Below are 15,618 nucleotides of genomic sequence, written 5' to 3' on the forward strand. Positions count from 1 at the left end.
GGTCACTGTGTCTTCAGCTGGGCGTAGATCCCGCCTTCGGTGTCGTGGACGGTGACCTGGGACACGAAGTCCCGGGAGCCGCCGCCCGAACCGACCTGTGCGGTGGCGTACCAGACGCCCCATCCGGGGTGGCCGGCCAGCTCGATGAGCTTGCCGTGGACCGTCCCGGCCGTCGTCTCGATCTCGACACCGGACGCCACGCCCTTGCCTCCGTAGTACAGACCGGAGAGGTAGGCGCGGCCGTCCGTGATCTCGGACTGCAACGACACACCAGGAGTGTTCCGGTCGATGTTGCCGTCCACCACACTGCGGAACTGCGGCTCGGGCGAGGTGGGCGTCGTCCAGTGCTTGCCCTCGGCCGTGAGCCACAGCCGGAAACCGGGAGCGGCCGTCACCCGCTCACCAGGGGCGACGACGCGGAGCGTCGAGGCGGTGCTCTTCGTCGCCGGCCTCATCGTCTTGGCGGCCCGGGCCTTCCCGGCCGGAGCGGCCTCGATCTTCGCCGCGGCCACCTTCCTGACGGTCTCGTGCGGTGCCTTCGCCGGTGCGGCGTACGACACCGTGGCCACCCCGGCCACAGCTACCGTGACGGCCGCGCCGGCCAGGTACTTCGTCCACTTCATGTGCGGGTGACTCCTTGCGGAAAACGGACCCTGACGGGGTCCGGGCCGGCTGGTGGATGGAGGGCGCCTCTCCACCCCTATGAACTCCCGCACGTTCTCTTCCGGATGACACCCGCGCGAAAATTCTTCGCGGGGGCTGCGGCCCGGCCCGTGTTCGTGGCTCTCCGAACTCTCCAGCAGCCGGTCCCTCAGCCTCCGGCCAGGGCGACGAGAAGCCGTTGGAGAGGAAGGCGCGTTCGGCGATCTCGGCCTGGCGTTCCCAGTCGATGCGGCGGGCTTCGTGGAGCGTCGTCCGGTCGCGGCCGTCGCGGTGGTCACGCCGTCGGGCGGGTCATGACGATGCGGGTGATCTCCACCCGCGATCTGGCGCCGAGCTTGCGGTAGGCGCGGGTGAGGGCCGCCTCCACCGTCTTCACGCTGAGGAGCAGACCGGCCGCGATCTCCCGGTTGGTCGCGCCCTGCGCGACGCGTGCGACGACGCTGCGCTCGGTCGAGGTGAGCCGTTCCGACCAGGAGCCCAGGTCGGGGAGGCGGGCCGAGCCGTCCTCGGCCCGGTCGCGCTCGGCACGGGTGGCCAGGACCCAGGCCCGGGCGCCCGCCTTGGTGAAGATCCGCAGGGCCTGCGCGAACGCGGCGTGGGAGGCGACTTCGTCTCCTAGGCGACGGCGGACCCTGCCCAGCGCCACTGTGGTGCGGGCCTCCTCCAGGGGGTATCCGGCAGCCCGCAGCCGGGCCGCGGCGTCCTCGAATCCGGCTGCCGCCCGGCCGAGTTCGCCGCGGGCCTCGCCGACCACGGCGGCCGCCCTGTCGAGCGTGGCGAGGACACCGGGCCGCCGGAGTCGTTCGGCCTGGCGGCGGGCCCGGTTGACGACCGCGTCCGCCTCCTCGGTCGCGCCGCTGCGGGCCAGCGCCTCCGCGAGGTCGGCGTGCCAGCGCCGCGTCGCCGGGTCCCGCTGCCCCTGCGCGGTCTCCAGTTCCGCTGTGCGTCGGAGCAGTTCGGCGGCCTGCTCGTGCTGCCCGCTGAACAGTCGGATCCTGCCCTCGGCGTGCAGCGCCCGGGGCAGGAAGAGCCGGTCGTCGTCGTCCTCGCTGTGCTGCCTGGCGGCTTCCGCCGCGGCGAGCGCCTGGCTCAGGCTGCCGCCTGCCGTCTCCGCGAGCGAGACGGCGTACCAGGCGGGTCCCTGGCTCAGCCCGACCTGTTCGACGATGCGCAGGCTCTGCTGGGCGATGGTCAGGGCCGGCCGACAGCGTCCGCGCAGAATCTCGACCTGTGCGAGGCCGATCAGGCACTGGCTGAGGCTGTCCGCCGAACCGCGCTGCCGCAACCTGTAGATGAGGGTGCGCAGCTCGGCTCTGGCCTCGTCCAACTCGTCGCGCACCAGGTGGAACCGGTGCTTGAGGTAGATGGGGCCGTTGTGGTGGATCATGGCGTGGAGGTCGTGCGGTGCGCTGAGGGCCGCGGCCAGTGTCTCCTCCGCCTCCGGGAGCCCCAGGAAGAGTTCCAGTGCCGCCTGCTGGCTCAGTGCCATGAGTTCGGTCCGCCGGTCGCCGGTCCGCGCGGCGAGCCCCGCGGCGCGGACGGCATGGCCGTGCGCGCGTGCCGCGGAACCGCCGACCATCCACTCGCGCCAGCTCATCCGGTAGTGGAGCTGGGCCAGCAGCCCGGGGTCCCCTGCGGCGTCGTGCACGGCCTCCGTGAAGACGTCCGCGATCTCGGCCATGGCCTGACCGCAGGAGTCGATGACCACGTTCCAGGCGCGTACCCGGTCGGCGGGCCGGTCGGCGTCGCTCAGCACCTCGTGGGCCAGTTGCCTGGCGAAGTCGAGGTCGCCGGCGTCGAGACCGTCTTCGGCCGCGGTGAGCAGCCGGTCGGTGTCGGCGTGTGTCCCGCCGGCGGGGGTGTACTCGGCGGCCAGCCGGCCGAGCCTCGCCGCGGTTCCGGGAGCGCCTCGCCGGCGGGCGGCGGAGGCCGCGTCGGCGAGCCGCGCGGCCACCGCGGGATCGGGGCCGGCCGTGAGCCGGGCGATGTGGTGTGCGCGTTCGACCGGGTCCTCGGACGCGTCGGCCAGCGCGCGGTGGGCGTTCGCCAGGGCGGCGTACGGGGTCTCGGCCTGGAGCACCATCGGTGTCAGCGGATCCAGGAACCTGATGGTCCCGTGGTCCGACACCTGCAGGATGTCTCGCCGGACACAGGTGTCGATGTCGGCCGGAGCACGGTGGCAGCCCGCGCGCCGCAGCAGTTCCACGGTGGGACGCACGGCGGCGCCGGCGATGACCAGCATCTGCCTGGCGCTCGCGGGCAGGGCGTCGATCCGGTGGAGGATCGGCAGGCGCAGGGCGTCCGGGACGGGGAGTGGTTCCGTCGAGTCGGGTAAGTCCCCGCCCTCGATGCGGACGCGCTCGTCGAGCGCGGAGCTGAGTTCCAGCGCCGTGCGGGGGTTTCCGCCGCTCGCCTGATGCAGGCGTGCGACGAGTGGCCGCGACCAGGCGGGGTGGTCGTGTCCCTCCAGCAGGGTGGCGACCTGGTGGGCCGTCAGGGGCGGCACGGGCACCTTGCGGACCGGCCGCGGACACAGCTCCAGGGCGCTCTCGGAGCCGTGTGCCCGGTCGGAGGGGTGCCCCGGCTCCTCCTCCGTGACGCCGCCCGTGCGCAGCGCGGCCAGCACCGCGGGGCCGGGGCCCGCCCGTCTGGCGAGGAACGCGAGGATCGCGGCCGTCGGTTCGTCGAGCCACTGTGCGTCGTCGACGGCCAGCAGGAGCGGGCCGGCGGCACCCAGCCGAGCGAGCACCTTGCGCACGGCGATCCGCAGGACGAGCGCGTCGCGTCCGGTGGCCGGGTCGGTCCCCGTGGGGGGTGTGCTGCGCAGCAGGGCTCCTTCGAGCACCGCTCTCTCGTGGGCCGCCAGTTCGGCGAGGGTGTCGTCGCCGACCGGGGCCAGCAGGTCGATGAGTCCCAGGTAGGGGGTGTCGCGTTCGGACGGGGAGGGGGAACAGCTCAGGACTCGATGGCCGCGGGCGCTCAGTTCGGCGGTGAGCCGGGTCAGCACCGTGGTTCTGCCGATGCCGGCCGGCCCGGTGAGGAGGACGCCGCCTCCGCCGGTGAGGTGGGTTCGTACGGTGGTGCACAGAGTGTCCCGTCCGACGACGGGTGGTTCGGGACTTTCCGGTCTCTTGGCCAGCAGGGTGCTGGTCGGCTCGGTCATCGCAAGCCCCTTTGGACACAGCCGCGTTCGCGCCGCAGGCGCACATCATGAACCTGCCATCGATCGGTGCCGCGCCGAATGTAGGACTCCTCCGGATGGGAGGTCAAGACCACTGAAGATCTGGCGCCGACCCCTCGGAGATGCGAGCCGGGCCGCCGGCAGAGATGCCGGCCGGGCCACCGACGGAGGTGCCGGCCGGGCCGCCGACGGGGATGCCGACGGCCCGGCCGTTCAACGGTGTCGTGCCGGTTCTCGGCGATTCTCAGCAGGCGCCCTCGTCCGTCCAGACGGCCCAGGATCCGGGCGCGTCCGGCTCGGCACCGGTCGAGTACCACGTCGACTTCCACTTGTGGCCGTTGTACGAGACCTCGTCACCCGGCGTGTAGGCGGTGGTCGCGCTCCAGGCAGGCAGGTTTCCGCAGCCCTGCGGCGGAGTGCCGTCACCGTTGACGGTCCAGGTGAAGGTGGCCGAGCCGGTGGCGTTGTCGGTGTTCCTCGCCGTGACGGTCACGGACGAGGTGCCGGCGGTGGTCGGCGTGCCCGTGATGCGACCGGTGGACGAGTCGATCGACAGCCCCGCGGGCAGGCCGGTCGCGCTGTAGGTGAGGGTCTTGCCGGCCGGGTCGCTCGCCTGGATCTGCAGGGAGACCGCGGTGCCGACGGTTCCGGTCTGGTTGCCGGGGCTGGTCACCGAGGGCGAGCCCGGCTGGCTGCCGCAGGTGCCGGGCACGGGGTCGGTGCCGGTGACGCTGACGGCCGCCCAGGCGGCGTCGACGGTGTTGTACTCGGTGCAATGCGCGCCGTAGAGGTCGGCGGCCGCGCGCAGTGAGTCGATGCGGGCCTGGTGGTAGTTCTCGCTGCTGTTGGCGTAGGAGGCCAGCGCCTTGTACCAGATCTTGGCGGCCTTGTCGTTGCCGATGCCGTTGACCGTGGAGCTGTTGCACGTGGGGCTGTTGCCGTAGCCGTGGTCGCCGCTGCCGACGGCCAGCAGGAAGAACCAGTGGTTCAGGGGGCCCATCGAGTAGTGCGGGTCCAGGCTGCCGTTGCTGCTGTTCCAGCAGTTGGGCGAGCGGCCGTCGAGGGAGGGGTTGTACATGTAGCGCAGCGGCCGGCCGTCGCCGCTGATGTTGATGAGTTCGCCCATGGTGTAGTCGGGGGTGTCGACGGGGTTGTCGGCGTAGAACTCGACCATGGTGCCGAAGATGTCGCTGGTGCCCTCGTTCATGCCGCCGGTCTCGCCGGTCTCGTCCCAGCCGGTGAGGGCGCCGCTCACGCCGTGGCTCATCTCATGGCCCGCGACGTCGAGTTCGACCAGCGGGCGGGCGTTGCCCTGGCCGTCCCCGTACGTCATCTGGGAGCCGTCCCAGAAGGCGTTGACGTACGCGTTGCCGTAGTGCGTGCGCGAGGGGACGCCCCGGCCGTCGCCGAAGATGCCGTTGCGGCCCTGGACGTTCTTGTAGTAGTCGAACGTCATCGCCGCACCGTAGTGCGCGTCCACGCCGGCGGACGCGGGGTCGCTGTTGGAGCCGTTGCCGAAGTTGCCGCTCGAACTGGTGAAGACCGTGCCGGTACCGCTGGTGGCGTGGTTGAGGTTGGTGGTGTAGCCGTTGCCGTGCGAGGGGTCCCGCATCGAGTACGTGCCGCCGGACTGGGTGACGTCGAGGGAGACCCTGCCGCTGTAGATGGACTGCCCGCTGCCGGCGACGGCGGGGGCGGCTCCGGCCTTCGGGGTGGCGGCGGCGACCGGACGGGCCCGGTCCGCGGCTCCCTCCGCCGCGAAGGTGTCCACCTCGTCACTGGTGCGTACGACCTTGCCGCTGCGGGCGTCCACCAGAACGTGCAGGCGGCTCGGCGTCCGGTCCGGGCGCACACCGCTGACGACGCTCTCCCAGACCAGGGTGGCCCGGTCGCCGTTCATCTGTACCGCGAGGTGCGGGGCGGCGACCGACGCGATGCGGCCGTCGAAGGCGGCCTTGGACACCTCGGTGGCACGGGAGGCGGTCAGTTCGGGTTCGGTGGAGACCGCCGCCGAGGTCCGCGAGCCGGTGACGAGCGACTCGTACGAGCCGTCCTGCCTCAGGTGCACGATGACGTCGCCGCCGTAGGCCGGCAGCCCCTTGTAGGTCCGGTCGAAACGGACGGAGGCGGAGCCGTCGCGGTCGACCACCAGGTTGCGGACGGAGAAGGCGTCTCCGTCCGCCTTGTGGGCGGCGGCCGGGTGGGCCGCCAGCGCCTTCTGCGCGTCGTCCACGACGCGCGTGCGGACGGCAGCTGTCGGATGGGTGGTGTACGGGGCCGCGGCGAAGGCCTCGGGGCCGGCCGGCGCGGGGTGCGGGGGCGGCGCGGGCGCCGCCGTGGCGGCGGGCAGGGCGATGGCGGATGCGGCTGCGCAGGCCAGGGTGACCGTCAAGAGTCTCGCGACTCTTCGTATGGACATAGGGCCGGGAATTCCTTTCACCTCATGCGTGGGGGGCGCCCGCCGCTGGGTCGCAGGGCGGTGAGGAGGGCAGCGGACACCTGCGGGTGTGCTGAAGGCACCGCTCGTGGATGGAGGGGTGCCGACGCATGAGTGTGGGGAATCGGTGGTCGCGGCTGCCAGGCACTGCGTGAAGGGAGGGGGGTTTCCCTATCCGGCCGAGCGGCGGTGCGACGAACTCCGGGTGCCGCTGGGGAACGTGCGGTGTCCGTCCGGTCGGCCGGCGGAGAGGTGACGAGGCGGAGAGGTGGCGAGGTGACGAAGTGGCGAAGTGGCGAAGTGGCGAGATCCCGTCACAGTGCTGTGCCGGGGCGAGTGAGCCACACCACAGCCGGCTCCCGCTCGCCGACGTGTACCGCCCGCTCAGCCGCGGGTATTCACCCGGGCCATGGCTGCTGACGCCGCCCGCCGTGCCGCTGCCGTACCGCGTCATCACCACGGCGATGGTCCGACGCCCGCACGGCGGCTGAACGTGCGTGACCTGCCGCACATCCGGTCGGCAGCGGAATCGGCCAACTCGGCGAGATTCCGGGCGGATTGAGGGTATCTGAACAAGTGCCCCATTTGGACCCTGTGTCTAGCACCATATTTTTTCGGCTGTTTGTCCCTTTCACTCTGGATGGTCCGCCGAACGACACCTCGGGCCACAGGAAGCAGTGCCGATATGTCCAATTCGTCCGAGATGCCTAAAACCCCCATCCAGCCCCACGCGGTTACCGCCGGCGAGGTGGTCCCCGGCGACCTCGTCGCCCTGTCGCAGGAAGAGGTCGAGCGGCAGCAGTGGTGTGTCGTGATGCACACCCTGCCCGAGTCTCCGGGGACGATCCGGGTCACGCTGCGGCCGCCGCTGGGTGGCATCGACCGCGAGGCCGTCCTGGCACGGGAGCAGCAGGTGGTCGTCGCCGGACGACGGGTGGACGAGGCCGCCGTTCCGGCCGTGTCGTCGCCCCGGCTGGACGCCGTCCGGTTCCGGGACGGGGACCGCGTCACCCGGCTGCGGGCCGTCGACCCCGAGGGCGTCGAGGTGACGTACGAGCGACGCTGGGGGGTCTGGCACCGGGACCTCGACGACAGGACCGGCGAGACCGTGTCCGACGACGTCGTACGCGGGTGGGCGGCCGACGCCGACCGGGCCGGGTATGTCGTACGTCACCACTCGCGGCCCGCCCGCGAGCCCTCGTGGGCCGGGCCGCGCCGGGTCGTCGTGACCGGGCTCGGGGCCATGACCCCGCTCGGTGTCGGGGTGGACGAGCTGTGGCGGGGACTGCTCGACGGGCGCCACGGCATACGGGAGCTGGAGGGGGAGGAGTTCCAGGAGCTGCCCGTGCGGGTCGCCGGGGTCGTGCCCGTGGACCCCGCCATGCTGCTGCCCCGGGCCGCCGCCCGGCGGATGAACCGGGCCGCGCAGTTCGCGGTGCTCGCCGCCCGTGAGGCCTGGGGCGACGCCGGGTTCGCCACGGGCGGGACCCGGGAGAGCGGGCTCGACCCCGAGCGGGTCGGGGTGAGCCTCGGGGCCATCCTCGGCGACGCCTCCGTGCTCGTCGGCGGGGACCGGAAGCTGCGGGACAAGGGGCCACGCGGTGTGTCCCCGCTCACCACACCCATGACCGTGCCCTCGCAGGCCGCCTCCCAGGTCTCCCTCGACCTGCACATCACCGGCGAGGCCCGCACCGTGACCAGCGCCTGCGCCTCCGGCACGGAGGCCATCGGCGAGGCCATCGACCGCATACGGTACGGCCGCGTCGACGTCGCCCTGGCCGGTGGCGCCGAGGCGGTGATCACCCCGGCGATCATGGCCTCGTTCGCCTCCATGCGAGCGCTGTCCGACCTGGGGCTGGACGGCGGCGCCACGCCCTCGCGGCCCTTCGCCAAGGACCGGGCCGGGTTCGTCAACGGGGAGGGTGCCGGGGTGCTCGTGCTCGAGGCCGAGGAGCACGCCCGCGCCCGGGGCGCCCGGATCTACTGCGAGGCCGCCGGATGGGGACTGTCCGCCGACGCCCACCACATGGCCGCGCCGGATCCGTCCGGCAGCGGCGTCGCGCTCGCGCTGCGGCGCGCCGTACGGGACGCCGGTGGACACGTCGTCGACGTCGTCCACGTCAACGCGCATGCCACCGCGACCGTGGAGGGCGACCTCGCCGAGGCCGGCGCCCTGCGGGCCGTGCTCGGCGAGGGCGAGGGCCGGGGCGGCGGCGCGGGTTCGAGCGCGAGCGCCGGCGGCGGGGTGCCCGTCACCGCGCTCAAGGGGAACCTCGGGCATCTTCAGGGCGCCGCCGGCGGTGTCGAGGCCGTCGCCGCCGTGCTCACCCTGCACAACCGGCTCGTCCCGCCGACCCTCGGGTGCGCGGAGCTCGACGAGGAGATCGGGCTCGACGTGGTGACCGGCGCACCGCGCACACTGCCGGCCGACGGCGACCTCGTCCTCAGCAACTCCTTCGGCTTCGGCGGCCACAACGCCGTACTGGCCCTGCGCCGCGTGGCGTAGGGACGGGCCAGGGCGGGGCAGGACGAGGCGGACCAGGTGGCCGCCCCGGCTCCGGCGGGCGGCGGCAGGTCAGACCCGGCAAGGCAGACCAGGAAGCCGCCCCGGCTCCGGCGGGGGCGGCGGGACAGACCGGGCGAGGCTGCTGTCCAGGTGGCCGCCCCGGCTCCGGCAGGCGGCGGCAGGTCAGACCCGGCAAGGCCGCCGTCCAGGTGGCCGCCCCAGCTCCAGCGGGCGCGGCGGGACAGACCGGGCGAGGCTGCTGTCCAGGTGGCCGCCCCGGCTCCGGCAGGCGGCGGCAGGTCAGACCCGGCAAGGCCGCCGTCCAGGTGGCCTCCCCAGCTCCAGCGGGCGCGGCGGGACAGACCGGGCGAGGCTGCTGTCCAGGTGGCCGCCCCGGCTCCGGCAGGCGGCGGCAGGTCAGACCCGGCAAGGCCGCCGTCCAGGTGGCCGCCCCAGCTCCAGCGGGCGGCGGCAGGTCAGACCCGGCAAGGCTGCTGTCCAGGTGGCCGCCCCGGCTCCGGCGGACAGCCGCAGGTCGGACCGGGCGAGGCTGCTGTCCAGGCGGCTGGGGCGGGCGGCCCCGGGGGGGAGGTCAGGCCGTGCGCTTGCGGGCCGCCGCCTTCTTCGCCGGGGGCTTCTTCGTCGTGGACTTGGTGGTCGCGGCCGTCTTCTTCGGCTGCTGGGCCGACTTGGACGCCGACTTCTTCGTCGAGGACGCCGTCTTCTTGGCCGCCGTCTTCTTGGCCGAAGCGGCCGCCTGCTTCTTCGCGGGCCGCTTCTCGGGGGCCTCGCGGGTGGTCTTGCGGCGCGGGAGGTGTCTGACCTCGGCCTCCGCCGGCTCCTTGGCCGCGGCTTCCTCCGCGCCTCCCACGTCCTCTCCCCTGGACTCCCTGGCCGCCCGGACGCTCTTCTCCAGCGCGGCCATCAGGTCCAGGACCTTGCCGCCGGGGGCCGGTTCGGGGGTCTCCGGGGGCGCCTCGCCGGCGGCCTTGGCCGCGATGACCTCCTCCAGGGCCTCGCGGTACTCGTCGTGCAGATCCGCCAGGTCCACCTCGCCGAGCGTGTCCATCAGGGCGTCCGCGAGATCCAGTTCCTTGTCGCGCACCGTGACGTCCGCCTCCGGAGCCACGCCCTGGGGGGCGCGGATCTCGTCCGGCCAGAGGAGGCCGTGCATGGCGATGACGTCGTCCACCACGCGCAGCATGCCCAGGCGCTCCCGGCCGCGCAGCGCGAACTTCGCGATCGCCACCTTCCGGCTGCGCTTGAGGGCCTCGCGCAGCAGCGTGTACGGCTTGGCCGCGGGCGCGCCGCCGGCGGCCAGGTAGTAGGCGTTCTCCATCTGGAGCGGGTCGATCCGGTCCGCCGGGACGAAGGCCACGATGTCGATCGTCCTCGCGGTCGGAATCGGCAGGTGGGCCAGGTCGTCGTCGGTGATCGGGATGATCGTGCCGTCCGCGTCCTGATAGCCCTTGCCGATCTCCGACTGCGCGACCTCACGGTCCTCCAGTTCGCACACCTTGCGGTAGCGGATGCGGCCGCCGTCCTCGGTGTGGATCTGGCGGAAGGAGATGGTGTGGCTCTCGGTGGCGTTCACCAGCTTGATCGGGATGCTGACCAGGCCGAACGAGATGGCGCCGTTCCAAATGGATCGCACGTGCAGCACCTTCCGGATCGGTTCGGGACGGTTTGGAGCGGTTTGTTGTGAATTCCGTGGTTTTCTTATCGTATGGCGCCGATCACAGAGGTGGAGGGGCGACGGCTCGCGCTCAGCAACCTGGAGAAGGTGCTGTATCCCGCGACCGGATTCACCAAGGCCGAGGTGCTGCACTACTACGCGACGATCGCCGAGGTGCTGCTCTCCCATCTGCGGGACCGGCCGCTGTCCTTCCTGCGCTATCCGGACGGCCCGGACGGACAGGTCTTCTTCGTCAAGAACGTGCCGCCGGGTACGCCCGAGTGGGTGACGACCGCGGAGGTGCCCCGGTCGGAGGGGCCGGCCCGGATGGTCCTGGTGCAGGACCTCGCGAGCCTGATGTGGGCGGCCAATCTGGTGACCGAGTTCCACACCCCGCAGTGGCTGATCGACGACCCGGGCGAGGCCGATCGCCTGGTGTTCGATCTCGATCCGGGGCCGCCGGCGACCGTGGTGGACTGCTGCCGGGTGGCGCTGTGGCTGCGGGAGCGGCTGGCGGCCGACGGGGTCGAGGCGTACGCCAAGACCTCCGGGTCCAAGGGGCTGCACCTGCTGGCCGCCGTGCGCGGATCGTCCAGCGAGCGGACCTCCGAGTACGCGAAGGGGCTGGCCGTGGAGGCCGAGAAGGCCATGCCGCGCTTGGTGCTGCACCGGATGACGCGCAGTCTGCGGCCGGGGAAGGTGTTCGTCGACTGGAGCCAGAACGCGGCGCGCAAGACGACCGCGGCGCCTTATACGTTGCGGGCGCGGGAGGTGCCGATGGTGTCGGCGCCGGTGTCGTGGGAGGAGGTCGCGGAGTGCCAGGGGGCGGAAGGGCTCGCGTTCCGGGCCTCGGACGTCGTGGGGCGGGTGGAGAGGTACGGGGACCCGCTGGCACCGCTGCTGGATGCGGAGCGTGCCGCTGAGCTGCCGTAGCCGGGGGGGGGGAGCCCTTGCACCCGCAGCTACACAGCTGTGCAGCGGCACAGCTACACCCTCCCCCACGTGTGTCTGTCTCTCGCCATTGCGTAGAGGGCCTCCACATCCGCCGGTTTGAGGACGCCCCCCAGGCTCGCCAGGCTGGTCAGGGTCTGGTCGTCGAGGACGCGGACGTCTCTCGGGGGGGCCGTCAGGCGCAGGTCGGCCGGGGTCGTGAGGGCGAGGAGAGGGTGGACCTCGGCGGTGAGGGCGTAGGAGGCACGGTCGGCTGCGGCGCGGGCGCGGCGCAGCAGGGGCTCCGGCTCGTGGCGGCCCAGCGTGACCATCGGGTCGTCGATCCGCACCCGTTGCTTGCGGGCGTACACGGCGCGGACGGCGAACAGTCCGCCGGGCCCGATCACCAGGTGGTGGATGCGGTCGCCGCCGGGCAGGGGTATCGAGTGCAGGGTGCGCCAGCCGGCGCCGTCCAAGCCGTCGAGGGCGTCACCGACCGTCTGCTCGGCGGTGAGCGCCCGGCGGCGTGGATCGGGACGCAGGAGGTGGGTGTGTACGTGGCCGGGTTCCCGGTCCAGGGCTATCAGCAGGGCCTCGCCGGGGCGGTTCGGGGCGAGGTCGTCGTCGGGGTGCAGACTGAGCCGGGCGAGTTCGGCGGCCGTCGGTACCGGGGGCGGGCCCACCGCGACCGGGCCCGTCAGATACGGGCCCAGGGCGTCCAGCACGTCCTCCTCCTCGTCCGCGCTGAGCAGGTGGACGCGGGCGGCCTCCCGGTCGTACCAGGCGATGTTCCTCCCGTCGGGACGGCAGACGTAGAGCCGTTCCTGTCCGTGGCTCCAGTTCGGTATGACGCGCAGACGGCCGGGGCCGGGGTGGCCGGGCTGTCGACGTGGTCCGCTCATGCACCATCACCCCTATGACCATGGAACAGGCGTGGCGCTTCCGCGGCAAGAAGCGGGGAGGGAACGCCGAGCGGCGCCGGGTGACGAGGGCGGTCGACCGAACAATCGTTTTACCTTCGGTGCGTACGCTCTGCGCAGCCCCGCCCCCTGGCGCTTCACGGCCGCCTCGGGCGGGGAGATGAGCCGCTGTACAAGAAAGGCCTCCGCACAGAAAGGACTTCCGAAGAAGCAGGACTCCCGTACGAAACGAATACTTCCGTACGAAACGAATATGGTGTACGACGCTCAGTCCGGCCACGACGCTCAGTCCGGCCCCCTCGTCCAGCCCGCCCTCGCCCACCGGAGACACCGAAGAGCCGTGTTCCGCAGACGTCCCGCCCTTGTCACCGCCCTGGTCGCGCTGCTGCTGGCCACGGCGGCGGGCTGCGGTGACGCCGGCGGGCTGCGGGCCGCGGGCGCCACGCCGACCGCGATCAGCCCGGCCCGGCTGTGGCCCTCGCTGCGTCCGGCCGCCAGCCCCGCGTGGCCGTACGACGAGGTGCAGATCGAGACGGTGAAGGGCGTCACGGCACCCGGTGACGACATCCGCAAGGTCGACCCGGTGGCCGTCGTACGGGCCGAGATCGCCGCGCACCCGGACGACTACACGGCCGCGAAGGCTCCGTACGGCGAGACGGCCGTCCGGCTGGCCGACTGCGGCAAGGGCGGGAAGCGGGGCGCGCGGTGTCCCGTCATGCGGCCGTACTACCGTGATCTCACCGGTGACGGGCACGACGACATGACGCTGGGTTTCCGGCTGTATCCCACGAACCAGACGGCCGTGCGCGTCTACACCTTCGAGAAGCACCGGCTCGTGCAGGTCTTCGCCAACGACGACGCGGTGATTGGTGTGGAGCTGGCCGGACGGGCCGTGATCATCCGCTCGCCGGCCGGGATCTCCGGATACGAGTACCGCACGACATGGTCCTGGGACCCGGAGCAGCGGGCGATGGTGTTCTCCCGGGACGAGTTCCTGCGCACCGGCCGGCACAAGCCCACCCGAGCGCACACCCCGGCGGCCACCGCGTCGCGCTCCCCCGTCCCCCGGCCGACGCCGACCACCGGCCTCACCGCCCCGGCCGGCTCCTCGACCCCCGACCCGGCCGCCTTCTCGCCCACCCCCTCTGCGAGGCCCACCCTCTCCGCCGCCCTCTCCGCGAGTGGGCGATGAGGGTCGCGCTCCCCCGGTGGACCGGGACCCTCGCCGCCAAGTCCGCGGCCTTCATCACGGTGATGTGCTGTGCGCTCGCCGCGCTGCTCGGTGTCCTCGTGCATGTCTCGGTGACCGACCAGACCGTCGGGCAGGCGCGGGAGCTGGCGCTGTCCCGGCTGAAGGACGCCACGAGCGCGTTCGAGTCCGGGGACACGCTGCTGCCGGGCGCGGGCGTCGACCCGGAGGGGCTGCCTCCGTCGCTGAGGCGGCTGGCGGCGCGTGGCGAGCGCGGCACGATGGTGGACCGGCACCACGGCCGGCCCACCATGTGGGCGGCCGGACCCGCCGACCGCGGCCGGACCCTGGCCGTCGAGGTCGACTACTCGCAGCAGGCGCGCACCATCGCCGGGCTGGACAACGCGATCCTGTGGTCGTCCGGGCTGGCGATCGGGGCGACGCTGCTGGTGGGCGCCTTCGCGGTGACCCGGGTGTCGCGGCGGCTGCACGCGACGGCGCGGGTGGCCCGGCGGATCAGCGCGGGCGACCTGGACGCGCGCGTCGACGACCCGCTGGCCCGGGACGCCACGCGCCCCCAGGACGAGGTGGCCGCCGTCGCCGTCGCGCTGGACTCGATGGCGGCGTCGCTCCAGGGCAAGCTCCTGGCCGAACAGCGGTTCACCGCGGACGTGGCGCACGAGCTGCGCACTCCGCTGACCGGGCTGCACGCGGCGGCCGAACTGCTGCCGCCGGGCCGCCCGACGGAACTGGTCCGCGACCGGGTGGCCGCGCTGCGCACCCTCACCGAGGACCTGCTGGAGATCTCCCGGCTGGACGCGGGGCGGGAGCGGCTGGACCTCGACGGCGAGCACCTGAGCACGGTGGCGGAACGGGCGGTCAGGGCGGTGCGCGCGGCGGGGGCCGCAGGCGCGGGGGGCACGGACGGGGGCGCCGGGGCGGCCGACACACGGATCAGGGTCGTACGGGACGTGTACGTGGAGACCGACCGGCGGCGGCTGGAGCGGGTGCTCGGCAATCTGGTGGCCAACGCGCACAAGCACGGGAGGCCGCCGGTGGTGGTGACCGTGGAGGGGCCGGTCGTCAGCGTGCGGGATCACGGCGAGGGCTATCCGGAGTACCTCCTGGAGCACGGTCCGCAGCGCTTCCGCACGGAGGGCGGGGCGACCGGGCACGGTCTCGGTCTGACCATCGCACTGGGACAGGCCGAGGTGCTGGGGGCCCGGCTGGAGTTCGGCAACGCCCCGGACGGCGGCGCGGTGGCGGCGCTGACGCTGCCTCAGAATCCGCCGGAGGCACCCCCGGTCGGGGACACGGGCCCTTCCTGACGGCCACCCCCTCCCCCACCCTCGCATTTGCCTGACACCCCATCAGGTGACGCTGTCCCCGATGGCGCAGTGCGGCGGGCGTACGGCGAGCGACGCTCCTAATGTGGCGGTTAGTCAGATTTGTCCACTGCGGGCTCACCGAAAGCCCACCGCGAGCCCTCCACGCCCCCACACCTCAGCCGGAGGTTCCCATGCCGCCCCTGCCCCTTCGTTTCCTGCTCACCCGGCTGGCCGTGGTGACCGCCGCCGGGGCGCTGCTGACCGCGGCCGCCGTCACGCGTGCCGTCGGCACGGACGGCGCGGGCGACACTCCCGCCCCCTCCCCGACCGCCGCCCCGGCCACCACCACACCGACCGCGGGAACGAGCACTCCGAGCCCCACCACCCCCGGGAACACCGGCCGGCCTACGACCACCCAGCCCACGACCCCCCAGCCCACGACCACCCAGCCCCCGGGCGACGGCCCTTCCGGCGGCCCTTCCGACGGCCCCGCCGACGACTCCGCCGCCAACAGCCCCCGCTTCTACCGGGGGGTGGTCACGGCCCGCGGCGGCCTGGCCCTGCACGCCCGGCCGGACCGCGGCAGCCCGGTCGTACGGGTGGCCAGGAAGGGGGAGGTCGTCTGGATCCACTGCAAGACGCCCGGACAGGACGTCAACGGCAACCCCTTGTGGTACCTGCTCGCCGACGGCGGCTGGACCTGGGGCACGGCCCGCTACATCGACAACATCGGGCCCGCGCCACGCTGGTGCTGACGCGCCACGCTGGTGCTGACGCGCCACGCTGGTA

At 73.0% G+C, this 15,618-nt stretch carries 10 protein-coding genes; 5 read left to right on the top strand and 5 right to left on the bottom strand.

Going from position 1 to position 15,618, the window contains the following annotated elements; genetic code table 11:
* Positions 1–2: 2 nt before the first annotated feature.
* The 3 genes from ABZ484_RS16295 to ABZ484_RS16305 form a co-directional block, all read right to left on the bottom strand.
* Positions 3–623, bottom strand: coding sequence for a hypothetical protein (locus tag ABZ484_RS16295; RefSeq protein ID WP_358866541.1), 621 nt, complete (start codon positions 621–623; stop codon positions 3–5).
* A 314-nt stretch (positions 624–937) separates the two neighbouring features.
* The gene (locus ABZ484_RS16300) at positions 938–3,826 is read right to left on the bottom strand and encodes an AAA family ATPase (RefSeq protein WP_358866542.1); all 2,889 of its coding nucleotides are present in this window, start codon (positions 3,824–3,826) and stop codon (positions 938–940) included.
* 262 nt (positions 3,827–4,088) lie between these two features.
* Entirely contained in the window at positions 4,089–6,263 is a 2,175-nt protein-coding gene (locus tag ABZ484_RS16305) for a M4 family metallopeptidase (protein WP_358866543.1), read from the bottom strand.
* A gap of 703 nt (positions 6,264–6,966) precedes the next feature.
* On the opposite strand from ABZ484_RS16305, the gene ABZ484_RS16310 reads away from it, so the two are divergent.
* On the top strand, positions 6,967–8,787 hold the full coding sequence (locus ABZ484_RS16310) for a beta-ketoacyl-[acyl-carrier-protein] synthase family protein (protein ID WP_358866544.1): 1,821 nt from the start codon (positions 6,967–6,969) through the stop codon (positions 8,785–8,787).
* 592 nt (positions 8,788–9,379) lie between these two features.
* On the opposite strand, the gene ABZ484_RS16315 is transcribed toward ABZ484_RS16310, so the two are convergent.
* Positions 9,380–10,441 (bottom strand): Ku protein, encoded by a 1,062-nt coding sequence (locus ABZ484_RS16315; protein WP_358866545.1) that lies wholly within the window; start codon positions 10,439–10,441, stop codon positions 9,380–9,382.
* 72 nt (positions 10,442–10,513) lie between these two features.
* Between ABZ484_RS16315 and ligD the strand changes: the two genes are divergently transcribed.
* Entirely contained in the window at positions 10,514–11,395 is an 882-nt protein-coding gene (ligD, locus tag ABZ484_RS16320) for a non-homologous end-joining DNA ligase (protein ID WP_358866546.1), read from the top strand.
* Positions 11,396–11,448: 53 nt separating this feature from the next.
* Here ligD and ABZ484_RS16325 read toward each other — a convergent pair whose 3' ends face one another.
* Positions 11,449–12,294 (bottom strand): nuclease-related domain-containing protein, encoded by an 846-nt coding sequence (locus tag ABZ484_RS16325; protein WP_358866547.1) that lies wholly within the window; start codon positions 12,292–12,294, stop codon positions 11,449–11,451.
* Positions 12,295–12,652: 358 nt separating this feature from the next.
* Between ABZ484_RS16325 and ABZ484_RS16330 the strand changes: the two genes are divergently transcribed.
* The 3 genes from ABZ484_RS16330 (at position 12,653) to ABZ484_RS16340 (ending at position 15,584) form a co-directional block, all read left to right on the top strand.
* Positions 12,653–13,504 (top strand): hypothetical protein, encoded by an 852-nt coding sequence (locus tag ABZ484_RS16330; RefSeq protein ID WP_358866576.1) that lies wholly within the window; start codon positions 12,653–12,655, stop codon positions 13,502–13,504.
* Entirely contained in the window at positions 13,501–14,829 is a 1,329-nt protein-coding gene (locus ABZ484_RS16335; RefSeq protein ID WP_358866548.1) for a HAMP domain-containing sensor histidine kinase, read from the top strand. The genes ABZ484_RS16330 and ABZ484_RS16335 overlap by 4 nt, the downstream gene beginning before the upstream one ends.
* 191 nt (positions 14,830–15,020) lie before the next feature.
* Positions 15,021–15,584 carry an SH3 domain-containing protein gene (locus tag ABZ484_RS16340; RefSeq protein ID WP_358866549.1) on the top strand — a complete coding sequence of 188 codons (564 nt, stop codon included), beginning with the start codon at positions 15,021–15,023 and terminating at the stop codon, positions 15,582–15,584.
* Positions 15,585–15,618 lie beyond the last annotated feature (34 nt).

Source organism: Streptomyces sp. NPDC006393, from assembly GCF_040628575.1.
Classification (GTDB): Bacteria; Actinomycetota; Actinomycetes; order Streptomycetales; family Streptomycetaceae; genus Streptomyces.

Coding starts and splice junctions, on each gene's coding strand:
- ABZ484_RS16295 (WP_358866541.1), bottom strand. CDS start 623: ATGAAGTGGACGAAGTACCTGGCCGGCGCGGCCGTCACGGTAGCTGTG.
- ABZ484_RS16300 (WP_358866542.1), bottom strand. CDS start 3,826: ATGACCGAGCCGACCAGCACCCTGCTGGCCAAGAGACCGGAAAGTCCC.
- ABZ484_RS16305 (WP_358866543.1), bottom strand. CDS start 6,263: ATGTCCATACGAAGAGTCGCGAGACTCTTGACGGTCACCCTGGCCTGC.
- ABZ484_RS16310 (WP_358866544.1), top strand. CDS start 6,967: ATGTCCAATTCGTCCGAGATGCCTAAAACCCCCATCCAGCCCCACGCG.
- ligD (WP_358866546.1), top strand. CDS start 10,514: ATGGCGCCGATCACAGAGGTGGAGGGGCGACGGCTCGCGCTCAGCAAC.
- ABZ484_RS16325 (WP_358866547.1), bottom strand. CDS start 12,294: ATGAGCGGACCACGTCGACAGCCCGGCCACCCCGGCCCCGGCCGTCTG.
- ABZ484_RS16335 (WP_358866548.1), top strand. CDS start 13,501: ATGAGGGTCGCGCTCCCCCGGTGGACCGGGACCCTCGCCGCCAAGTCC.
- ABZ484_RS16340 (WP_358866549.1), top strand. CDS start 15,021: ATGCCGCCCCTGCCCCTTCGTTTCCTGCTCACCCGGCTGGCCGTGGTG.